Source organism: Pseudomonas sp. NBRC 100443 (genome assembly GCF_030268185.1).
Taxonomy (GTDB): Bacteria; Pseudomonadota; Gammaproteobacteria; order Pseudomonadales; family Pseudomonadaceae; genus Pseudomonas; species Pseudomonas citronellolis.
The window spans coordinates 225,844-247,876 of sequence record NZ_BSQE01000008.1; the positions used below are offsets into that span (position 1 = coordinate 225,844).

The following is a 22,033-nucleotide window of genomic DNA, read 5'->3' on the forward strand; positions in this document are numbered from 1 at the left end:
CGATAAATTCCGATATGCCATCGGAAAATTCTTAACCCATTCTGAAAATCAAACTGTCGCCACATCGCCACGGATGAAAAATGGAAATAAAAAAGCGGGCTGCATAGGCCCGCTTTTTCCGAGTGGCTGGAGGTTGTTGGCCATCAGTCGAAGAAATGCTTCTCCAGGCAGCAGGCCAGCAGTTCCTGGTCCGTGGTCACGCCGAGACGGCGCTTGGCCGATGCCTTCTGCGCGCTGATGGTCTTGTCGCTGCGCCGCAGCAGGCGCGCTATTTCACACACGCGCAAGCCCGAGACGAACAGCCGCAACACCTCGTATTCCTTGACCGAGAGCGAGGTCAGGCGGCTGTGCAGGTCGCCGCCGTCCCCCGTGCAGGGGTTGAGCACCCGGCGGCCCTTGCACAGGGCGTCCAGGGCCGACAGCAGCTGGGCCATGCCCGCATCCTTGCGCACCACGCCCTGCACCCCGAGCTCGCACAGGCGGTCCAGCACCAGGCGGTTGGACAGCATGGTGAAGACCAGGAACCTCACCTCGGGGAAGTTGCGCACCAGGTAGCCGATGAAGCGCACACCGTCCCCGTAGACTTCGTCCCCGGGCATGCTGAAGTCGATGATCGCGATATCGAAATGTTCCCGTCGCAATGCCTCGACCAACTCACCAGAAGTTCGCACCTCACATGCCACTTGATATTGCGGATGGCGCTCCAGAATCCCACGGACTCCCATCAATACGACTGCGTGATCATCCGCCAGAACGATCTTGATCTTTTTCAAGGAAACCTCACAAACGACGATAACTCGATACAACAGCAAATTTTCTCGGCTGCCTAATCTAATGGAAGCTCCTGAAAAACGGCACCTCAAAAGCGCCTATTCAATCAATATAAGAAAAATCCCACATGGCACCCAAGTACCAGTGGATGACGGAAAACAAGGCGAACCAAGGCCGACGCGCGGCTACGGGTTCGTTCAACAGGAACAGAGAGGTCGGCTATGCCGTAGGGAAAAATCAGACGAGCCCGAAGGCAAAAAGGGGGGAGGTGGAAGGCGTACACGGGGAATTGTGGCTAGGAAAAGCGCCCCCCGAAAATGGAGGTGGCCCCGCCAGCCACACCCCGGCACACGATGTCACCGCTGCGGCTGCTCCCTTCCGGGCCTGACCGGGTTCACGGCTGATCGTTGCGGGGGGACCGACAGGGCCACCATAACGAAGCCCGCCTAGGTGGCGGGCGGCGACATTGTACCGAGCCCAGCGCAAGTTACAAGCACTTCAAGCACTTACCGGTGAATTCCGCGATGGCATACACATAAATAGCATTTTGATATCACTTTGCCCCGCGACATGATGGCACACTGCCATGGCACTGGTGAGGTGGAGGGGAAGGACTCCCCCTCGGCGCTTCAGCCCTCAACGCTTTGGGAGAATTCCGATGATCAAGTCTGCTTTCGCTGTTCTGGCCCTGGGCCTGTCTCTCTCTTCCACTGCCTTCGCCAATGGCGGCACCATCAGCTTCAGCGGGCATGTCTACTCGCCGCCGTGCAAGATCATCGACTTCACCAGCCAGGCCAGCACGCAACAGGCACGCCTGGACCTGGCCGGCTGCGGCGAGACCTCGCGCCTGTCGTTCAGCGAACCGTCCGGGCAGGAAGCGGCCCGCCAGCTGGCGGTGACCGACCTGGACGGCCGCAAGGTCGACCTCGGCGCCGAGAACGAGGCGCAGGACGGCGGCATGAACCTGGTGCTGCGCAACCTGGACGGCCGCAGCAGCGGGCGGCCGCTGATGCTGAACATCACCTACCTCTGAGTTTCCCCTCCCCCACTCGCCCGGCGGCGTGGGGGATAGCCTCATTCGGCGCGGATCATGCCGCCGGGAATCGGCTGGGTGGAGACCTCCAGGTTCGGCCCCAGGTAGAGGTCGCTCTTCTCGAAGCCGGGCCGGCTACTGAAGCTGGCGTACTTCTCCTGCCCGCGGTGGAAGGTGAAGGCCACGCGGTAGTCGCTGCCGCGCAGCAGGCGCAGCGGGAAGTTCAGCACGGCGCCCGGCTGGATTTCCCCGGAGAGGGTTTCCTCGCCGTTCTCCTTGAAGCTGTAGCTCGCCGGCGCGCTGGCGTTGGCGTCGTAGTGCAGCTGGATCTGCGGACGCTCGGTCCAGGCCACGTAGAGGGCGAACAGCAGGACCAGGGCGATCAGCCCCGCGAGCCGCTGCTTTCTAGCCTTGTCCATCGCCGCCTCCGGTCAGTTGAGGCTGTCGGCCAGGGCCTTGGCCGGGACGAAGCGCACCACCTTCTTCGCCGCGATCTCGATGCTCTTGCCGGTCTGCGGGTTGCGCCCGGTGCGCGCGGCGCGCTCGCTGACCTTGAGCTTGCCGATGCCCGGCAGGGTCAGCTCGCCGTCGTTCTCCAGGCTGTCCTGGACGATCTGCGCCAGTTGCTCGAACACGCCACGCACCGAGGCCTGGGTCAGGTCGAGGGACTCGGCGATGTCGCGTACCAGTTGTTCCTTGGTCATTGCCATGTGTTGCTTCTCCGAATGGTCTTGGGAATGGGTTCAGGCGTTCAGGCCGTGGTCGGCCAGCAGCTTCAGCAGCCCTTCTTCGTCCATCACCGCCACGCCGAGTTCCTGGGCCTTGGCCAGCTTGGAGCCGGCGCCGGGGCCGGCCACCACGCAATGGGTCTTGGCCGACACGGAACCGGCGACCTTGGCGCCCAGGCTTTCCAGTTTCTCCTTGGCGACGTCGCGGCTCATGGCCTCCAGGGTGCCGGTGAGCACCCAGGTCTGCCCGGCCAGCGGCAGGCCCTCGGCCTGCTTCTTCTCGCTCGCCCAGTGCATGCCGAACTCGCGCAGTTGCTCCTCGATCTCACGGGTGCGCTTGGCATTGCCGGCGTCGTCGAAGAACTCGCGCAGGCTCTTGGCCGCGCGCTCGGGCAGGCGCTCGACCTGGCGCAGGTCGAGCCAGTCGGCGTGGATGATGCCCTCCAGCGAACCGAAGCGGCTGGCCAGCTTTTCCGCGCCGGTGGCGGCGATGAAGGGGATGTTGAGCTTGTCGATGAAGCCGGCCAGGGTGGCGCAGGCGGCGAACTCGGCAGCCACCTCGCCCTCCTCCTGCAACTGCACGCCGTGCTCGGCGTCGAGCAGTTCGGCGATCACCTTGCGGTTGTGCTCGTCGGCGAAGAAGTTGTGGATCTCGTAGGCCACCTCGGCGCCGACGTCCGGCAGGTAGGTCAGCACTTCCGGCAGGGCCTTCTGGATGCGCGCCAGCGAACCCAGGGCGCGGGCCAGCAGCTTGGCGGTCTCCTCGCCGACGTCGGGGATGCCCAGGGCGTAGACGAAGCGCGCCAGGCTCGGCCGGCGGCTGTCGGCGATGGATTTGAGCAGCTTGTTGCTGGACACCTCGGCGAAGCCTTCCAGCTCGATCACCTGCTCGTAGGTCAGGCGGTAGAGGTCGGCCGGCGACTTGACCAGGCCCTTGTCCACCAGTTGCTCGACGATCTTGTCGCCGAGGCCGTCGATGTCCATGGCCCGGCGCGAGACGAAGTGGATGATCGACTGCTTGAGCTGCGCCTGGCAGAACAGACGGCCGACGCAGCGGTAGATGGCGCCTTCGCTGACCGACTCGCGGCCCTTGGCGCGCTTGACCAGTTGCGTGCGCTCGACCTGCGAGCCGCATACCGGGCAGGTCTCGGGGATGTGCACCGGGCGCGCGTCGGCCGGGCGGCGCTCGACGACCACCTGCATCACCTGCGGGATCACGTCGCCGGCGCGGCGGATGATCACGGTGTCGCCGATCATCAGGCCCAGGCGCGCCACTTCGTCCATGTTGTGCAGGGTGGCGTTGGATACGGTGACGCCGGCCACCTGCACCGGCTTCAGGCGCGCCACCGGGGTCACGGCGCCGGTGCGGCCGACCTGGAATTCCACGTCGAGCAGTTCGGTGAGTTCCTCGCGGGCCGGGAACTTGTGGGCGATGGCCCAGCGCGGCTCGCGGGCGCGGAAGCCCAGTTCGCGCTGGAAGTCGATGCGGTTGACCTTGAACACCACGCCGTCGATCTCGTAGGCCAGGCTGTCGCGGCGCTCGCCGATGTCGGCGTAGTAGTCCTGGCAGCCCTTCACCCCGCGGGCCAGCTTCAGCTCGCGGCTGACCGGGATGCCCCAGGCCTTGAAGGCTTCGAGGATGCCGATCTGGGTGTCCGGCAGGCTGCCGCCCTCGACGCGGCCGAAGCCGTAGGCGCACAACTCCAGCGGGCGGCTGGCGGTGATCTTCGGGTCGAGCTGGCGCAGGCTGCCGGCCGCGGCGTTGCGCGGGTTGGCGAAGGTCTTGGCGCCGGCCTCCATCTGCCGGGCGTTGAGCGCCTCGAAGCCGGCCTTGGACATGAACACCTCGCCGCGCACTTCCAGCACCGCCGGCCAGCCCTCGCCGTGCAGGCGCAGGGGGATGTTGCGCACGGTGCGCACGTTGGCGCTGATGTCCTCGCCGGTGGTGCCGTCGCCGCGGGTGGCGCCGCGGGTCAGCCGGCCGTTCTCGTACAGCAGGCTGACCGCCAGGCCGTCGAGCTTGGGCTCGCAGCTGTAGTCCACCTCGGCGCCGCCGCCGAGCAGGTCGCCGCCCGGCAGCAGGTCGGCCAGGCCTTCGCGCACGCGGCGGTCGAAGTCCAGCAGGTCCTGTTCCTCGAAGGCGTTGCCCAGGCTTAGCATGGGGATTTCGTGGCGGATTTCGCCGAAGGCCGAGGCGGCGGCCCCGCCCACGCGCTGGGTCGGCGATTCGGGGGTGACCAGGTCGGGGTGCTCGGCCTCCAGTTCCTTGAGTTCGCGGAACAGGCGGTCGTACTCGGCGTCCGGCACGCTGGGCTCGTCGAGCACGTAGTAGCGGTAGTTGTGCGCGTCCAGCTCGCTGCGGAGCTGGGCGATGCGTTGGGCGGCGGTCTGGGTGGTCATAGAAGAAGCCATAAGCGAAAGGCTGGAAGCTGGAAGCTAGAAGCTGAAAGCCAAAAAGCAAAGCCGGAAGGACAGGGGTCGCTTCCGGCTTCGGGCTTTAGGCTTCCAGCTTATCTTTTCTGCGTCAGCGCGCGGCGTTCGAACTCGATGATGCGCTGGCGGTAGTGCTCGATGGTCTGCGCGGTCATCACGCTGCGCTGCTCGTCCTTCAGCTCGCCGTTGAGTTCGTGGGCCAGCTTGCGGGCGGCGGCGACCATCACGTCGAAGGCCTGCTTCGGATGGCGCGGGCCCGGCAGGCCAAGGAAGAAGCTCACCGCGCGGGTGCTGAACTGGTCGATGTTGTCCAGGTCGAAGGTGCCCGGCTTGACCGCGTTGGCCATGGAAAACAGCACTTCGCCGTTGCCGGCCATGCTCTCGTGGCGGTGGAAGATGTCCATGTCGCCGAAGCGCAGGCCGCTCTCGAGGATGTTCTGCAGCAGGGCCGGGCCCTTGAAGCCACCCTCGTCGCGACAGATCACGTTGATGATCAGCACTTCTTCCACCGGAGCCGGAGCCGGGGCGGCGGCGGGCGCCGGGCGCTCCTTGTCCTTTTCCTTGTCCTTCCTGCGTTCCTTGCCGCGGGATTTTTCCTTGGGCGCCTCGGCCAGGGGGTCGGGGAAGTCTTCCTCGTCCAGCGGGCCGAGCAGGTTCGGCGCCGGGTCGTCCAGGGCCAGGTCGCCCTGGCGCGGCTCGCCACGGCGCTTGCCGCGGGCCGGGTCCTTGGCGCTGACCTTGGGCAGGTCGTGCTCGTCCAGCGAAGGTTCGTGGTGCTCGACCACCCGCGAGGGGCCCAGCACCTCGGCGCTGCCGCCGTCGTCATCGTCGTCCAGTTGGTTGGCGAAGTGGCGGTCCAGCTTGAACTTCAGCTTGCCCTTTCCGCCCCGCATGCGCCGCCAGCCATCGAACAGAATGCCGGCGATCACGATAAGCCCAATGACGATCAGCCATTCGCGCAGACCGATATCCATCTAATCCCAGTGCCCCTGATAAAAATGATGATGAAAAAGGGATGTCCTATCCCGGTAAAACGCGAACCCCGAGTTGTATGTTCGCGCGTAACAAAGTGGGCATTAAGCTAGCATGCCCGACACAACTTTTACACCGTCTGCGGCTGTTGTCCGCAGCAATAATCGCAACTTTTCCCGAGCCCGCCCAAGATCAGGCTTACCCCAATCGAATCAAGGGGTTAGGCATATCCCCCAGTACAGCACAAGTCAGCGCCCGGCGCTGGCGAATACTGTACGAAATTTGTCCAGGAGGCACTTCGTCAGGCTTCCGCCAGTGCCACGGCTTCTTCCACGTCGACCGCCACCAGGCGCGAACATCCCGGTTCGTGCATGGTCACGCCCATCAACTGGTCGGCCATTTCCATGGCGATCTTGTTGTGGGTGATATAGATGAACTGCACTTTCTCGGACATTTCCTTGACCAGGCGGGCATAACGCCCGACGTTGGCGTCGTCCAGCGGCGCATCGACCTCGTCGAGCATGCAGAACGGCGCCGGGTTGAGCTGGAAGATGGCGAACACCAGGGCCAGCGCGGTCAGCGCCTTCTCGCCGCCGGACAGCAGGTGGATGGTGCTGTTCTTCTTGCCCGGCGGGCGCGCCATGATCGCCACCCCTGTATCGAGTAGATCTTCGCCGGTAAGTTCCAGGTAGGCGTGACCGCCGCCGAACACCTTGGGGAACAATGCCTGAAGGCCAGCATTGATCTGGTCGAAGGTTTCCTTGAAGCGGTTGCGGGTTTCCTTGTCGATCTTGCGGATGACGTTTTCCAGGGTGTCCAGGGCTTCCACCAGGTCGTCGTTCTGCTCGTCCAGGTAGCGCTTGCGCTGGGATTGCTGCTGGTATTCGTCGATGGCCGCGAGGTTGATCGCGCCCAGGCGCTGGATGCGCCCGGCCAGTTCCTCCAGGCGGGTTTCCCAGACCTTCTCGGCGGCGTCGTGGGGCAAGGTGCCGAGCACCGTGTGCAGGTCGTAGCCGTCTTCGCCGAGCTGCTCCTGCAGCGCCTTGCGACGAACGGTCAGAGCCTGCCACTCCATGCGCTGCTGCTCCAGCTGGCCGCGCAGCAGCTGCGACTGCTGCTCGGCCTGGGTGCGGCGCTTCTCGGCGTCGCGCAACTGGCGGTCGGCGTCTTCCAGGGTCAGGCGCGCGGTCTTGAGTTCCTCTTCCACGCCCATGCGCCGCTCCAGCAGCTCTTCCAGGCGCATGCGCAGTTCTTCCAGGGGCGCGGCACCCTCCTCCAGGTTGAGGCTGAGCTGCTCGCAGCGCTCGACCAGGCGCACGGCCTGCACGTCGAGGCGCTCCAGGGCCTGGCGGGTGGATTCGTGCTGGGCCTTGAGCGAGCCGACGCGCACCGCCAACTGGTGGGCGTGGTCCTTGTGCTGGCGGGCTTCCTGGCGGATGCGGTCGAGGCGTTCGCGCAGTTCGTCGCGCTCGGCCAGCAGCGCCTCGCGGCGGCCGGTGTCCTCGGCCATGGCGTCCAGCGCCACCTGCAGGTGCAGGCGCGCCTCGCCCAGCTGTTCCTGCTCCAGGGCGCGCTGTTCGGCCAGTTCGGCCAGTTCCTCGTCGAGGCGGCGGCGGCGCAGGGTCAGCTGTTCGACCTTGGCCTGCTGGGCCGAAAGCGCGGCCTTCAGCTCGCCGTGGCGGCGGCCTTCCTCCTGGATGCGCCGGCGCAGTTGCTCGCGGCCGTCCTCGGCCTGGCGCTGGGCCTGGCGCTGGGCTTCCAGCTGTTCTTCCAGGGCGGCCAGGCGTTCTTCCAGTTCTTCGCGTTCGGCGTACAGCCGCTCCAGCTCCTGGCCGCGGGCCAGCACGCCGGACTCGGCGGAGTCGCCGCGGCACACGCGCAGGAAGTGCTTGCCGACCCAGTAGCCGTCGCGGCTGACCAGGCTCTGCCCGGCGCCCAGCGAGGCGCGCAGTTCCAGGGCCTGCTCCAGGCTTTCCACCGGGCGCACCCCGGCCAGCCAGGGCGACAGGTCGTGATCGGCGCTGACCTTGTCCAGCAGGCTGCCGGCGGCACTGGCGGCGCCGCGCGGCAGGTCGAGCAGGCGCAGCTCGCCCTTTTCCAGGCCGGCATAGGGCAGCCCGGCGAAATCCTCCAGCAGCACGGCGTGCAGGTCGGCGCCGAGCACGGTTTCCACCGCCAGCTCCCAGCCCGGCTCCACGCGCAGGCCCTCGGCCAGGCGCGGGCGCTGCTCCAGGCCCTGCTCGCGCAGCCAGTCGGCGGCGCCGGCGCCCGGGTCCAGGGCGGCCTGCTGCAGGGCCTCCAGGGAGGCGATGCGGCCGTTCAAGCGCTGCAGTTCGCCCTGGGCCTGGTGCTGGGCGGCGTTGCCGTCCTGCAGGCCCTGGCGCACCTGTTCCAGGCGCTCGACCAGTTCCAGTTCCTCGGCCTGCAGTTCTTCCAGCTGCAGCTCGACGGCGGCCAGTTGTTCGCTCAATTCGAGGATGGCCGCGCCTTCCGGGTCGGCGGCCAGCTGTGCGCGCTCTTCGCTCAGGCGGCGTTCGCGCTCGCCCTGGCGTTCCAGGCTGTGCTCCAGGTGCTGGATGCTCGACTGCTGCACCTCGGCCTCGCGGCGCGGCTCGGCGCTGCGCTGGTTGAAGGCGTCCCAGCGCTGCTGCCAGTCGTGCATGCCGGCCTCGGATTCCTCCAGCGCGGCGCTGGCCTCCTCGGCGGCGGCGGCGCTGGTTTCCTGCTCGGGCGCGAGCATTTCCAGCTCCTCGGCCAGGGTCGCCAGCAGGGTGCGGTCGTGGCCCAGGTGCGATTCGGTTTCCTGGCGGGTGCGCTCGGCCTCGCGCAGGTCGTCCTGCAGCTGGCGCATGCGCTGCTGGCCGTGCTGGATGCTCTGCTCGACGCGGGCGATATCGCCGCCCACCGAGTAGAAGCGGCCCTGCACCTGGTTGAAGCGCTCGGACAGCTCGTGGTGGCCATCACGCAGGCGCTCGATGCTGGCGTCGGCGCTGCGCTGCTCGGCCACCAGGGCCTCGAAGGCCACTTCCTGGTCGCCGATCACCCGCTCCTTCTGCCCCACCTGCTCGTTCAGCTCGCGCCACTTCAGGGCGCCGAGCTGGGCCTTGAGCTGGCGCTCCTCGGCCTTGTATTCCTGGTACTTCTCCGCCGACTGGGCCTGACGGTGCAGGCGTTCGAGCTGGCGCTCCAGCTCCTCGCGCAGGTCGGACAGGCGCGCCAGGTTCTCCTGGGTGCGACGGATGCGGTTCTCGGTCTCGCGGCGGCGCTCCTTGTACTTGGAGATGCCGGCGGCTTCCTCGATGAAGTTGCGCAGGTCTTCCGGCTTGGCCTCGATCAGCTTGGAGATCATGCCCTGCTCGATGATCGAGTAGCTGCGCGGGCCCAGGCCGGTGCCGAGGAAGATGTCGGTGATGTCGCGGCGCCGGCACTTGGTGCCGTTGAGGAAGTAGGTGTTCTGGCCGTCGCGGGTGACGCGGCGGCGGATGGAAATCTCGGCGTAGGCGGCGTATTCGCCCACCAGGGTGCCGTCGGTGTTGTCGAAGATCAGCTCGATGGACGCCTGGGTCACCGGCTTGCGCGTGTTCGAGCCGTTGAAGATGACGTCGGTCATCGACTCGCCGCGCAGATTCTTCGCCGAGCTTTCGCCCATCACCCAGCGCACGGCGTCGATGATGTTGGACTTGCCGCAGCCGTTGGGACCGACCACGGCGGCCATGTTGCTCGGGAAGCTGACGGTGGTGGGGTCGACGAAGGACTTGAAGCCCGCCAGCTTGATGCATTTGAGGCGCATGCCGCTCTCCTCAGCGTTCGGCCAGGGCAGCCAGCACCAGCTGGCTGTTGTGGCGGCCGTAGTCCAGAAGCACCTCGCGGATGACCGCCTCGTCGCGGTCGATCACCGCCTGCAGCAGGCGGGCGAAGCTGTCGAGGAACTGGCTCATCTCGCTTTTGCGCCGTTCCAGGGCCAGGTGATAGGTGCGGCTGATGGCCGGCAGCAGGTTCTCCACCGTCTCCTGCAGGTAGGGGTTGGCGGCGAAGGGGAAGGCCGCGCGCATGATGTCGAAGCTGGACTCGACGAAGGCGTCGATGTCGCCGCGCTGCAGGCTTTCCAGCAGGCGCTGCTGGATGGCCAGGAACGGCTGCAGGTCGCCCTCCTCGCGCCAGGTCCGCGCCACCGCGCTGGCGAGCATGATGTACAGCTCCATGACCAGGCCGTAGAGGCTTTCCACATGGCTGGCGGACAGCTCCGAGACCTGCGCGCCGCGGCGCGGCAGTATCACCACCAGGTGGCGGCGTTCGAGGATCAGCAGCGCCTCGCGCACCGAGCCGCGGCTGACGTTCAGGGCCTGGGTGACCTTCTGCTCCTGGATGCGTTCGCGTTCCTTGAGCTCGCCCCGGATGATGCGTTCGGCGAGGTGGTGGGCAATCTGCTCAGCCAGGCTGTCCGGGGCCTTGAACGTCATGGGTGTCCTTATCGCTGGAGGGCTGATGGAATGGGGCTTGCGGCCGCGAAGTGTAACACAGGGTGTTACCCGGCAACGCCCCGGTCAAGGGGCTCGACTGAACGAAGGTTGGTGCGTACGAAGAAAGGATTGGGCGCAGGATTGTCTGACAATCCTACAACGAGAATCGCGCCATGTTCGCCTTCCTTTCCCCTGCCTGGATGCTGCGCCTGAAGAAGGCCGGCTACTGGATCTGGCTGGTGCCGGTGTTCGGCATTCCGCTGAGCTACTGGTGGTCCTACGGCAGCGACCACCCCAACGCCTGGGCCTGGTTCGTCATCGCCGTGGTGTTCCTGGTCATCCCCGTGCTCGACGCCATCGTCGGCCGCGACCCGGCCAACCCCGACGAGGCCAGTGAAGTGCCAGTACTGGAGCGCGAGGGCTACTACCGCTTCCTCAGCCTGATGACCGTGCCGCTGCTGCTGGGCATGCTGGTCTACGGCGGCTGGGTGATCACCCACTACCAGGCGTGGAACTGGGTGGGCAAGCTGGGCTGGACTCTCTCGGTGGGCACGGTGATGGGCGCCATCGGCATCACCGTGTCCCACGAGCTGATCCACAAGGACCCGCAGCTGGAGCAGCGCGCCGGCGGCCTGCTGCTGGCAGCGGTGTGCTATGCCGGCTTCAAGGTGGAGCACGTGCGCGGCCACCATGTGCACGTTTCCACCCCGGAGGACGCCTCCTCCTCGCGCTACGACCAGAGCCTGTACGCCTTCCTGCCCCACGCCTACAAGCACAACTTCCTCAACGCCTGGCGCCTGGAGGCCCAGCGCCTGAAACGCAAGGGCCTGCCGGCGCTGCACTGGCGCAACGAGCTGATCTGGTGGTACGCCGTCAGCGCCCTCTTCCTGCTCGGTTTCAGCCTGGCCTTCGGCTGGCTCGGCGCGGTGTATTTCCTCGGCCAGGCGGCCATGGCCTTCACCCTGCTGGAGATCGTCAACTACGTCGAGCACTACGGCCTGCACCGCCGGCGCCTGGACGACGGCCGCTACGAGCGCACCACCCACGAGCATTCGTGGAACAGCAACTTCCTGCTGACCAACCTGTTCCTCTTCCACCTGCAGCGCCACTCCGACCACCACGCCTACGCCAAGCGCCGCTACCAGGTGCTGCGCCACTACGACGACAGCCCGCAGCTGCCCAACGGCTACGCCGGGATGATCGTCCTGGCGCTGTTCCCGCCGCTGTGGCGCGCGGTGATGAACCCCCGCGTGCGCGCCTACTACGCCGGCGAGGAATACCAGCTGAGCGATACCCAGCGCGCCTGAGCCCATCGCGTTCCACGCCTTTGCGGCAGCCACGTACCCCCGGCTGCCGTTTTTTTTGCGCCGCCGGGAGCGTAGGGCGCATAACGCCTACGGCGTTATCCGCCGTTTGGCCTTGGCTCCCGGCGGCTCCGGGGTTGACCTGGGCGTTGGCTCTGGCCTCGGTGTATCGGCGGATAACCGCGAACGGTTATTCGCCCTACGTTACTGCGCTGCATCAGCCATGGCGTACCCATGTAGGAGCGCGCCCTGCGCGCGAATCGCGGGCAGGGCCCGCTCCTACACCTGCCGGTAAACACAACGCCCCGCTCCTACGAAAAAGCGCCTTGCCGGAAATAGCTGACCGAAAGATCAGAATTTTTGTTGACTTAAAAGTCAGCTTTTCCTAGATTCACCTCCATCGCGCCCCGCCCAACAACAAGAAAGCCTGGAGGCATGCCTTGATCAGGTTCCTGCTCAACCGCGAGCTGCGTGTCGAAGACCGCCTCGACCCGAATCTCACCGTGCTCAACTACCTGCGCCAGCACCTGGGCAAGACCGGCACCAAGGAGGGCTGCGCCTCCGGCGACTGCGGCGCCTGCACCGTGGTGGTGGGCGAGCTGGTCGGCGCCGAAGGCGCCGAGCGCATCCGCTACCGCACCCTCAACTCCTGCCTGACCTTCGTTTCCGCCCTGCACGGCAAGCAACTGATCGTGGTCGACGACCTCAAGCACCGCGGCGAACTGCACGGCGTGCAGCAGGCCATGGTGGATTGCCACGGCTCGCAGTGCGGCTTCTGCACCCCCGGCTTCGTCATGTCGCTGTTCGCCCTGCAGAAGAACAGCGCCGGCGAAACGCCCGAAGCACGCAAGGCCGAGGCCTACGAGGCGCTGGCCGGCAACCTCTGCCGCTGCACCGGCTACCGGCCGATCCTCGACGCCGCCGAGCAGTCCTGCTGCCAGAAGCGCCCGGACCAGTTCGATGCAGCCCAGCAGCAGACCATCGCCCAGCTCAAGGCCATCGCCCCGCGCGAGACCGCCGAGCTGAACAGCGGCGACAAGCGCTGCCTGCTGCCGCTGACCATCGCCGACCTGGCCGACCTCTACAGCGCCAACCCGCAGGCGCGCCTGCTGGCCGGCGGCACCGACCTGGCCCTGGAAGTCACCCAGTTCCACCGCGAGCTGCCGGTGATGATCTACGTCGGCCACGTCGAGGAGATGAAACGCGTCGAAGTCCTCGCCGACCGCATCGAACTGGGCGCCGCCGCGCCGCTGACCGACTGCTACGCGGCCCTGGCCCACGACTACCCGGACTTCGGCGAGCTGCTGCACCGCTTCGCCTCGCTGCAGATCCGCAACCAGGGCACCCTCGGCGGCAACATCGGCAACGCCTCGCCCATCGGCGACTCGCCGCCGCTGCTGATCGCCCTGGGCGCGCGCATCGTGCTGCGCAAGGGCGAGAGCAGCCGCGAACTGCCCATCGAGGACTACTTCATCGACTACAAGGTCACCGCGCGCGAGGAAGGCGAGTTCATCGAGAAGGTCATAGTCCCACGCCCGCAGGCCAACCAGGCGTTCCGCGCCTACAAGGTGTCCAAGCGCCTGGACGACGACATCTCGGCGGTCTGCGCGGCCTTCAGCATCAGCGTCGAGGACTGCCGCATCAGCGCCGTGCGCAGCGGCTTCGGCGGCATGGCGGCGATCCCCAAGCGCGCCCGCGCCTGCGAGGCGGCGCTGCTCGGCCAGCCGTTCAACGCCGCCACCTTCGAACGCGCGGCAATCGCCCTGGGCGAGGACTTCACCCCGCTCTCGGACTTCCGCGCCAGCAAGGAATACCGCCTGCTCACCGCGCAGAACCTGCTGCGCAAATGCTTCCTCGAACTGGAAGCGCCCCAGGCCGTGACTCGGGTGACCGCATATGCATAAGCACAACAAGACCCAGGAAGAACTCCAGGCGCTGTTCCGCGCCGACCTGACCACCGGCGTGGGCAAGAGCGTCAAGCACGAAAGCGCGCCCAAGCACGTCAGCGGCGAGGCGATCTACATCGACGACCGCCTGGAATTCCCCAACCAGCTGCACGTCTACGCCCGCATGAGCGACCGCGCCCACGCGCGCATCACCCGGCTGGACGTCAGCCCCTGCTACGACTTCCCCGGGGTGGCCATCGCCATCACCAAGGACGACGTGCCCGGCCAGCTGGACATCGGCCCTGTGGTGGCCGGCGACCCGCTGCTGGCCGACGGCAAGGTCGAGTACGTCGGCCAGATGGTCATCGCGGTGGCCGCCGACAGCCTGGAGACCGCGCGCAAGGCGGCCATGGCGGCGATCATCGAGTACGAGGACCTGGAGCCGGTGCTCGACGTGGTCGAGGCGCTGCGCAAGAAGCACTTCGTGCTGGACAGCCACACCCACAGGATCGGCGATTCCGCCACCCAGCTGGCCAGCGCGCCGCACCGCATCCAGGGCACCCTGCACATCGGCGGCCAGGAGCACTTCTACCTGGAGACGCAGATTTCCTCGGTGATGCCCAGCGAAGACGGCGGCGTGATCGTCTACACCTCCACGCAGAACCCCACCGAGGTGCAGAAGCTGGTGGCCGAGGTGCTGGGCATCTCCTTCAACAAGGTGGTGATCGACATGCGCCGCATGGGCGGCGGCTTCGGCGGCAAGGAAACCCAGGCCGCCGCGCCCGCCTGCCTGTGCGCGGTGATCGCGCGCCTGACCGGGCGCCCGGCGAAGATGCGCCTGCCGCGCGTCGAAGACATGCAGATGACCGGCAAGCGCCACCCCTTCTACGTCGAATACGACGTGGGCTTCGACGACGACGGCCTGCTGCGCGGCATCCACATGGACCTGGCCGGCAACTGCGGCTACTCGCCGGACCTCTCCGGCTCCATCGTCGACCGCGCCATGTTCCACTCCGACAACGCCTACTTCCTCGGCAACGCCACCATCAACGGCCACCGCTGCAAGACCAACACCGCGTCGAACACCGCCTACCGCGGCTTCGGCGGCCCGCAGGGGATGGTCGCCATCGAGGAAGTGATGGACGCGGTGGCGCGCCACCTGGGCAAGGACCCGCTGGAAGTGCGCAAGCGCAACTACTATGGCAAGGACGAGCGCAACGTCACCCATTACCACCAGCAGGTCGAGCACAACCTCATCGCGGAGATGACCGCCGAGCTGGAGGCCAGCGCCGAGTACGCCAAGCGCCGCGCCGAAATCCGCGCGTTCAACGCCGCCAGCCCGATCCTCAAGAAGGGCCTGGCGCTGACCCCGGTTAAGTTCGGCATCAGCTTCACCGCCACCTTCCTCAACCAGGCCGGCGCGCTGATCCACATCTACACCGACGGCAGCATCCACCTGAACCACGGCGGCACCGAGATGGGCCAGGGCCTGAACACCAAGGTGGCGCAGGTGGTGGCGGAAGTCTTCCAGGTCGACATCGACCGCGTGCAGATCACCGCGACCAACACCGACAAGGTGCCGAACACCTCGCCCACCGCCGCCTCCAGCGGCGCCGACCTCAACGGCAAGGCCGCGCAGAACGCCGCCGAGACCATCAAGCAGCGCCTGGTGGAATTCGCCGCGCGGCACTGGAAGGTCACCGAGGAAGACGTCGAGTTCCGCAACAACCAGGTGCGCATCCGCGACCTGATCGTGCCCTTCGAGGAGCTGATCCAGCAGGCCTACTTCGGCCAGGTGTCGCTGTCCTCCACCGGCTTCTACCGCACGCCGAAGATCTACTACGACCGCGACAAGGCCGCCGGCCGGCCGTTCTACTACTACGCCTTCGGCGTGTCCTGCTCGGAAGTGCTGGTCGACACCCTCACCGGCGAGTACCGCATGCTGCGCACCGACATCCTCCACGACGTCGGCGACTCGCTGAACCCGGCCATCGACATCGGCCAGGTGGAAGGCGGCTTCGTCCAGGGCATGGGCTGGCTGACCATGGAAGAGCTGGTGTGGAACGCCAAGGGCAAGCTCGTGACCTGCGGCCCGGCCAGCTACAAGATCCCGGCCATCGCCGACATGCCGCTGGACCTGCGGGTGAAGCTGGTGGAGAACCGCAAGAACCCCGAGCAGACGGTGTTCCACTCCAAGGCCGTGGGTGAGCCGCCGTTCATGCTCGGCATCTCGGTGTTCTGCGCGATCAAGGACGCGGTGGCGAGCCTGGCCGACTACCGCGTGCAGCCGCAGATCGACGCGCCGGCGACGCCGGAGCGGGTGCTCTGGGGCGTGGAGCAGATGCGCAAGCTGAAAGCTGCGCAGGCCGGGACCACCCAAACCCAAGCCGAACCAGCGTAACCCTGTAGGAGCGAGCTTGCTCGCGAACAACCCAACCACCCTTCGCGAGCAAGCTCGCTCCTACGAAGAGCCATCTACCGAGGTAGACGTCATGAACTGGATCAGCGCCCTCGCCGACCTGCAGCAACGCGGAGAAGCCGCCGTGCTGGTGACCATCATCGAGGAGCTTGGCTCCACGCCGCGCAACGCCGGCTCGAAGATGGTGGTCAGCGCCGACAGGCTGTTCGACACCATCGGCGGCGGCCACCTGGAGTTCAAGGCCCTGCAGATCGCCCGCGAAATGCTCCGGCAGCGCACCCGGCAGCCGCGCCTGGAGCGCTTCAGCCTGGGCGCCAGCCTCGGCCAGTGCTGCGGCGGCGCCACCGTGCTGCTGTTCGAGCCGATGGGCCAGCCGCAGGCACACATCGCGGTGTTCGGCGCTGGCCACGTCGGCCGCGCGCTGGTGCCGCTGCTGGCCAGCCTGCCGTGCAAGGTGCGCTGGATCGACTCGCGGGAGGCCGAGTTCCCGGAAAGCATCCCGGCCGGCGTCGAGAAAGTGCTGAATGACGAAGTGCTCGATGAGGTCGAGAATATGCCGGCGGGCGGCTACTACATCGTCATGACCCACAACCACGCCCTGGACCTGGAGCTGACCGCGGCGATACTCAAACGCGACGACTTCGGCTACTTCGGCCTGATCGGCTCGGACACCAAGCGCGCCAAGTTCGAACACCGCCTGCGCGACCGCGGCTTCGCCAGCGAGACCGTGCAGCGCATGCGCTGCCCCATGGGCATCGCCGAGGTGAAGGGCAAGCTGCCGGTGGAGATCGCCGTGTCCATCGCCGGCGAAGTGATAGCCACCTACAACGCCGCCTTCGGCCAGGAAAAGACCAGCGGCGAACACTCGGTGGCCAAACTCCTGCCCAGCAGCCGCCGCGCCCGTACCGCCGAAAACGGCAGGTAACCGACATTCGTAGGATGGGTTGAGCGAAGCGATACCCATCGTTGCCAAGATCGAGAGAACGACATGACCAGCAAAGCCTACCGCGCCAGCATCCTGCACAGCGTCGCCGACCCCGCCGAAGTGGGCGTCGACAAGTCCTACCAGTACTTCGAAGACGGCATCCTGCTGGTGGAAGACGGCAAGGTCGCCCGCCTCGGCCACGCCGCCGAGCTGCTGCCGCAACTGGCCGGCGTGGAAGTGGTGGAATACCGCGACGCGCTGATCACCCCCGGCTTCATCGACACCCACATCCACTACCCGCAGACCGGCATGATCGCCTCCTACGGCGAACAGCTGCTGGACTGGCTGAACACCTACACCTTCCCCACCGAGAAGCAGTTCGCCGACCCGGCCCACGCCGCCGACGTCGCCGGCATCTTCCTCAAGGAACTGCTGCGCAACGGCACCACCACCGCCCTGGTGTTCGGCAGCGTGCACCCGCAGTCGGTGGACGCGCTGTTCGGCGCTGCCGAGAAGCTCGACCTGCGGCTGATCGCCGGCAAGGTGATGATGGACCGCAACGCCCCGGACTACCTGACCGACACCGCCGAAAGCAGCTACCGCGACAGCAAGGCGCTGATCGAGCGCTGGCACGGCAAGGGCCGCCTGCTCTACGCGGTGACCCCGCGCTTCGCTCCCACAAGCACCCCTGAACAACTGGACGCCGCCGGCCGCCTGCTCAAGGAGCATCCGGGCGTGTACCTGCACACCCATCTATCGGAGAACCGCAAGGAAATCGAGTGGGTGAAGGAGCTGTTCCCCGAGCGCAGCGGCTACCTGGACGTCTACGACCACCACGGCCTGCTCGGCGCGCGCTCGGTGTTCGCCCATGGCGTGCACCTGTGCGACGGCGAATGCCAGCGCCTGGCCGAGACCGGCTCGGCGGTGGCATTCTGCCCCACCTCGAACCTGTTCCTCGGCAGCGGCCTGTTCGACCTGGCCAAGCTTGAGAAGCACAAGGTCAAGGTCGGCCTGGGCACCGACGTCGGCGCCGGCACCAGCTTCTCCCAGCTGCAGTCGCTGAACGAGGCCTACAAGGTGATGCAGCTGCAGGGCATCAAGCTCGACCCGTTCAAGTCGCTGTACCTGGCCACCCTCGGCGGCGCCCGCGCGCTGGAGCTGCAGGACAAGGTCGGCAGCTTCGCCCAGGGCAACGAGGCGGACTTCGTGGTGCTGGACTACAAGGCCACCCCGCTGCTGGACTACCGCCTGCGGCAGGCGAAGAGCCTGGAGGAAAGACTCTTCGCCCTGATCATCCTCGGCGACGACCGCACGGTACGCGAAACCTTCGCCCACGGCCGCTCGGTGCACCAGCGCGGCTGACGCTTACGGTCACCCCGGCCGGGCCCTTGCTCAGGACCGCCGGCCGGTGTGGCCGCTTTTCATTTCGCGGGGGGACGGGGTCGAACCGTAGGGCGCATAACGCCTACGGCGTTATCCGCCGTTTGGCCTTGGTCCCAGTCGAGCACGAAGCCCCCGGCCCAGCCACGCATTCAGCGATAAGAAAGGTGAGGCGGCGGATAACCGCGAACGGTTATTCGCCCTACGCTTGTCGGGGGCTTTGTGCAATGCAAGAGCCCCTCTCCCCAGCCCTCGGCTGCGCGCCCCGCCCTGAAGGGAGAGGGGGCTTGTCCGTGCCGAGAAAGGATTTGGTGTCAGTCGGGCACTCGGTACAAGCAGGCTAACGCCGAAATATCAGCATCTGCCCAACGGTCCCCTCTCCCTTCAGGGAGAGGGTTAGGGAGAGGGAGCGGAGTCAACCCCGCACACCAAATCCCCAGGGAAACTCCATTCGCGAGCAAGCTCGCTCCTACGAAAAACATCCCCCAACTACTCCCGCACCTCCACCAACACCGGACAAGGCGCCCGCTCGATCACCCGCTGCCCCACCGACGGATCCAGCAGCCGCTCGATGCGCCCCAGGTGGCGGTGGCCGATGACGATCAGGTCGCAGCCCAGGCGCTCGGCCTCGCGCAGGATCGCCCGCGCCGGGTCGCCGGCCAGTATCCGCCCCGTGGCGCGGCCCGCCGGCAGTTGCGCCAGCGCGGCGTCCAGCAGGGCCTGGGCCTCGTGCTGCTCGTGCTCGGCCGGCGGGTAGTCGAGCACGTCCGGCTGCGGCAGGGCGAAGGCGCGGTCGACCACGCAGACCACCTCCAGGCGCGGCGTGCCGGCCCCGGCCAGTTGCGCGGCGGTGGCGATGAGGCGCTGGGCCTGCGGGGTGCCGTCGATGGCGACCAGGATGCGTTCGAACATGGGGTTTCCTTAATGAAACGGTGCACGCCGATCATTCTTCGGGCTCCCGCGGAGTGCGTAAAGGCATCCTGGCCGCACGCCAGAGTTGCACCACACGCACGTATCGCCGAGCATCCCTGGGAACCAATGCTCCCGGAGGCACCATGGCCCTGCCCGACCTCAACCTGCTGGTCGCCCTCAACGTGCTGCTGGAAGAAGGCAGCGTGGTCGGCGCCGCGCGCCGCCTGCACCTGAGCCCGCCGGCCATGAGCCGCACCCTGGGGCGCATCCGCGAGGCGGTGGGCGACCCCATCATGGTCCGCGCCGGTCGCAACCTGGTGCCCACGCCGCGGGCGCTGCAGCTGCGCGAGGAAGTGGCGCAACTGGTGGAGCAGGCCACCTGCCTGTTCAACGCCCGCGAGAACCTGCGGATGGACCAACTGGAGCGCTGCTTCGTGCTGCGCTCGAACAACGTGCTGGTGGGCGGCTTCGCCGCGCGCATGCTGGCGGTGATGCGCGAGGAGGCGCCGCGTTGCACCCTGCGCCTGGTCCCGGAAGCGGAGATCGACGACGAGGCCCTGCGGCAGAACCGCATCGACCTCTACCTCGGCGCCACCTCCACCCTGGAACCGGAAATCCGCACCCAGCCGCTGTTCACCACCAGCTTCGTCGGCCTGGCGCGGCGCGACCATCCGATCTTCGACGCCGAGATCACCCCCGAGCGCTTCGTCGCCTACCCGCAGATCAGCGTGTCGCGCCGCGGCCGCGCCACCGGGCCGCTGGACGACGCCCTGGCCGACCTCGGCCTGCGCCGCGACATCCGCCTGATCACCCCGACCTTCCATTCCTCGATCTTCGCCCTGTTGGAATCCGACCTGGTGCTGCCCATCGCCGAGCACTCGCTGTGGCGCCTGGACCGCCTGGGCCTGGCGCTGCGCAAGTTCGACATCCCGCTGCCGCTGAAGACGGTGGTGGTGATCCAGGCCTGGCACCCGCGCTTCGACAACGACCCGGCGCACCGCTGGCTGCGGCAGACGGTGAAGCGGGTGTGCACCGAGCTGCGGGAAAGCGCGGGCCTGCTGCCTTGAGGGCCAATAAGTGCACTAAACGCACTAATTTGTTTTAGTCATTTCAATTTTCACACTGATCAGCGCTCCCTAGACTGGGCAAAACCCCAGAATCCAGTGACGCCATGCCTTGCACTCCCCTCTGCGCGGCGCCTGGCCTCCCCCGCGAGGCCCGGCCATGACCGCCGCGCTCACCCCGCTCGCCACCCCGGCCGCCGCGCAGCCGGCCAAGCCCGCCGCCCAGCCCTTCGGCCCGCGCATCCTGGTGGGCATGCTCGGCGTGCTGCTCGCCTCGCTCAGCGCCGGGCTCAACGACAAGGTCACCGACCTTGCGATGAACGACGTGCGCGGCGCGCTGGCCATCGGCCACGACGAAGGCACCTGGCTGCTGGCCCTGTACGCCGCCTTCCAGGTCGCCGGCATGGCCTTCGCGCCCTGGTTCTCGGTGACCTTCTCGCTGCGCCGCTTCACCCTCGGCGCCATCGCCGCCTTCGCCCTGCTGGCGCTGCTCTGCCCCTTCGCCCCCAACGTGCACACGCTGTACCTGCTGCGCGCCCTGCAGGGCCTGGCCGGCGGCTGCATGCCGCCGATGCTGATGACCGTGGCACTGCGCTTCCTGCCGCCGGGCATCAAGCTCTACGGCCTGGGCGCCTATGCCCTGACCGCCACCTTCGCGCCCAACCTGGGCATGCCCCTGGCGGCACTGTGGACCGAGTATGTCGGCTGGCAGTGGGTGTTCTGGCAGGTCATTCCCTTGTGCGCCCTGGCCATGGCCACGGTGGCCTGGGGCATCCCCCAGGACCCGCCACGCCTGGAGCGTTTCCGCCAGTTCGACTGGCTTGGCGTGGTCCTTGGGCTGCCAGGCATCCTCATGCTGGTGCTGGGCCTACTGCAGGGCGAGCGCCTGGACTGGTTCGAGTCCGACCTGGTCGCCCTCCTGGTAGTAGGCGGCGCGGCGCTGCTGGCGGCCTTCTTCCTCAACGAATGGACGCACCCGCTGCCGTTCTTCCGCCTGGACATCCTCAAGCGGCGCAACCTCAGCCATTCGCTGCTGACCCTCGGCGGCATCCTGGTGGTGCTCGGCGCCTGCGCCGGCGTGCCGGCCTCGTACCTGGCCGCCGCCCACGGCTACCGCCCGCTGCAGAGCGCACCCATGGCCCTGCTGGTGGCCCTGCCGCAACTGCTGACGCTGCCGCTGGTGGCCGCCCTATGCAACATCCCGCGCGTCGACTGCCGCTGGGTGCTGGCCATCGGCATCGCCCTGTGCGGCCTCTCCGCCTACGGCATGAGCCAACTGACCGGCGACTGGACGCGGGACAACTTCTACCTGCTGCTCTGCCTGCAGATCATCGGCCAGCCGATGGCGGTGGTGCCGCTGCTGATGTCCTCCACCAGCGTGGTGGCGCCCGTCGAAGGGCCCTTCGCCTCGGCCTGGTTCAACAGCGTGCGGGCCTTCGCCTCGGTGGTCGGCAGCGCCGTGGTGGGCATCCTCATGACCGCCCGCGAGCACTACCACTCCAACCGCCTGGTCGACCACCTGGGCGCCGCGCCCCAGGCCCTGGCGCTGCGCCTGGACCAGCTCGACGGCAACCTGCCGCGCCTGGCCGCACAGGTCCACGGCCAGGCCTCGGTGCTGGCCGCCGCCGACACCCTGTGGTGCATGGCCTGGCTGGCCGCCGCCCTGCTCCCGCTGATCGCCGTCATGCCGCTGCGGGTCTACCCGCCGCGCCCGGTCGCCCCCGCTCACTGAAATCCGGAAAGCCA

General features: G+C 67.2%; 16 protein-coding genes and 1 other RNA gene. 8 read left to right on the top strand and 9 right to left on the bottom strand.

All coding sequences use genetic code 11. The features are described from left to right. Positions 1-143 precede the first annotated feature (143 nt). Entirely contained in the window at positions 144-863 is a 720-nt protein-coding gene (locus tag QSJ95_RS13055) for a response regulator (RefSeq protein WP_307761690.1), read from the bottom strand. Positions 864-1,098: 235 nt separating this feature from the next. After that, positions 1,099-1,195, bottom strand: an RNA gene (gene ffs / locus QSJ95_RS13060) — signal recognition particle sRNA small type. Between the two features lie 234 nt (positions 1,196-1,429). Between ffs and QSJ95_RS13065 the strand changes: the two genes are divergently transcribed. Beyond that, complete coding sequence (locus QSJ95_RS13065; RefSeq protein ID WP_009619420.1) at positions 1,430-1,804, top strand: fimbrial protein; 375 nt, start codon at positions 1,430-1,432, stop codon at positions 1,802-1,804. Positions 1,805-1,845: 41 nt separating this feature from the next. On the opposite strand, the gene QSJ95_RS13070 is transcribed toward QSJ95_RS13065, so the two are convergent. The 6 genes from QSJ95_RS13070 to QSJ95_RS13095 all read right to left on the bottom strand — a co-directional run bounded on the left by QSJ95_RS13070 (position 1,846) and on the right by QSJ95_RS13095 (position 10,397). After that, the gene (locus tag QSJ95_RS13070) at positions 1,846-2,223 is read right to left on the bottom strand and encodes a cbb3-type cytochrome c oxidase subunit 3 (RefSeq protein ID WP_043266688.1); all 378 of its coding nucleotides are present in this window, start codon (positions 2,221-2,223) and stop codon (positions 1,846-1,848) included. Between the two features lie 12 nt (positions 2,224-2,235). Beyond that, positions 2,236-2,514: an HU family DNA-binding protein gene (locus QSJ95_RS13075; RefSeq protein WP_009619418.1), complete on the bottom strand. Its 279-nt coding sequence runs from the start codon at positions 2,512-2,514 to the stop codon at positions 2,236-2,238. 33 nt (positions 2,515-2,547) lie between these two features. Beyond that, positions 2,548-4,932, bottom strand: coding sequence for an NAD-dependent DNA ligase LigA (ligA, locus tag QSJ95_RS13080; protein WP_058071923.1), 2,385 nt, complete (start codon positions 4,930-4,932; stop codon positions 2,548-2,550). Positions 4,933-5,042: 110 nt separating this feature from the next. Beyond that, positions 5,043-5,939, bottom strand: a complete 897-nt coding sequence (zipA, locus tag QSJ95_RS13085) for a cell division protein ZipA (RefSeq protein ID WP_043266692.1) — start codon at positions 5,937-5,939, stop codon at positions 5,043-5,045. Positions 5,940-6,238: 299 nt separating this feature from the next. Beyond that, the gene (gene smc / locus QSJ95_RS13090; protein WP_285642894.1) at positions 6,239-9,727 is read right to left on the bottom strand and encodes a chromosome segregation protein SMC; all 3,489 of its coding nucleotides are present in this window, start codon (positions 9,725-9,727) and stop codon (positions 6,239-6,241) included. Between the two features lie 10 nt (positions 9,728-9,737). Next, positions 9,738-10,397 (bottom strand): GntR family transcriptional regulator, encoded by a 660-nt coding sequence (locus tag QSJ95_RS13095; protein ID WP_043266695.1) that lies wholly within the window; start codon positions 10,395-10,397, stop codon positions 9,738-9,740. Between the two features lie 173 nt (positions 10,398-10,570). Between QSJ95_RS13095 and QSJ95_RS13100 the strand changes: the two genes are divergently transcribed. The 5 genes from QSJ95_RS13100 to guaD all read left to right on the top strand — a co-directional run bounded on the left by QSJ95_RS13100 (position 10,571) and on the right by guaD (position 18,293). Next, a complete protein-coding gene (locus QSJ95_RS13100; protein WP_285642896.1) occupies positions 10,571-11,704 on the top strand; it encodes an alkane 1-monooxygenase in 1,134 nt (377 codons plus the stop codon). Positions 11,705-12,141: 437 nt separating this feature from the next. Further along, positions 12,142-13,605: a xanthine dehydrogenase small subunit gene (xdhA, locus tag QSJ95_RS13105; RefSeq protein ID WP_285642897.1), complete on the top strand. Its 1,464-nt coding sequence runs from the start codon at positions 12,142-12,144 to the stop codon at positions 13,603-13,605. Further along, a complete protein-coding gene (gene xdhB, locus QSJ95_RS13110) occupies positions 13,598-15,988 on the top strand; it encodes a xanthine dehydrogenase molybdopterin binding subunit (RefSeq protein ID WP_285642899.1) in 2,391 nt (796 codons plus the stop codon). The genes xdhA and xdhB overlap by 8 nt, the downstream gene beginning before the upstream one ends. 91 nt (positions 15,989-16,079) lie before the next feature. Next, complete coding sequence (gene xdhC, locus QSJ95_RS13115; protein ID WP_043266702.1) at positions 16,080-16,931, top strand: xanthine dehydrogenase accessory protein XdhC; 852 nt, start codon at positions 16,080-16,082, stop codon at positions 16,929-16,931. A 63-nt stretch (positions 16,932-16,994) separates the two neighbouring features. Further along, a complete protein-coding gene (gene guaD, locus QSJ95_RS13120; RefSeq protein ID WP_285642901.1) occupies positions 16,995-18,293 on the top strand; it encodes a guanine deaminase in 1,299 nt (432 codons plus the stop codon). Positions 18,294-18,800: 507 nt separating this feature from the next. Here the strand turns inward: guaD and QSJ95_RS13125 are convergent. Continuing rightward, positions 18,801-19,223 (bottom strand): universal stress protein, encoded by a 423-nt coding sequence (locus QSJ95_RS13125; RefSeq protein ID WP_285642903.1) that lies wholly within the window; start codon positions 19,221-19,223, stop codon positions 18,801-18,803. A gap of 143 nt (positions 19,224-19,366) precedes the next feature. Here QSJ95_RS13125 and QSJ95_RS13130 point away from each other — a divergent pair, with 143 nt between their 5' ends. After that, entirely contained in the window at positions 19,367-20,290 is a 924-nt protein-coding gene (locus QSJ95_RS13130) for a LysR family transcriptional regulator (RefSeq protein ID WP_009619405.1), read from the top strand. A gap of 157 nt (positions 20,291-20,447) precedes the next feature. Next, positions 20,448-22,019: an MFS transporter gene (locus QSJ95_RS13135; protein WP_285642905.1), complete on the top strand. Its 1,572-nt coding sequence runs from the start codon at positions 20,448-20,450 to the stop codon at positions 22,017-22,019. Positions 22,020-22,033: the final 14 nt, after the last annotated feature.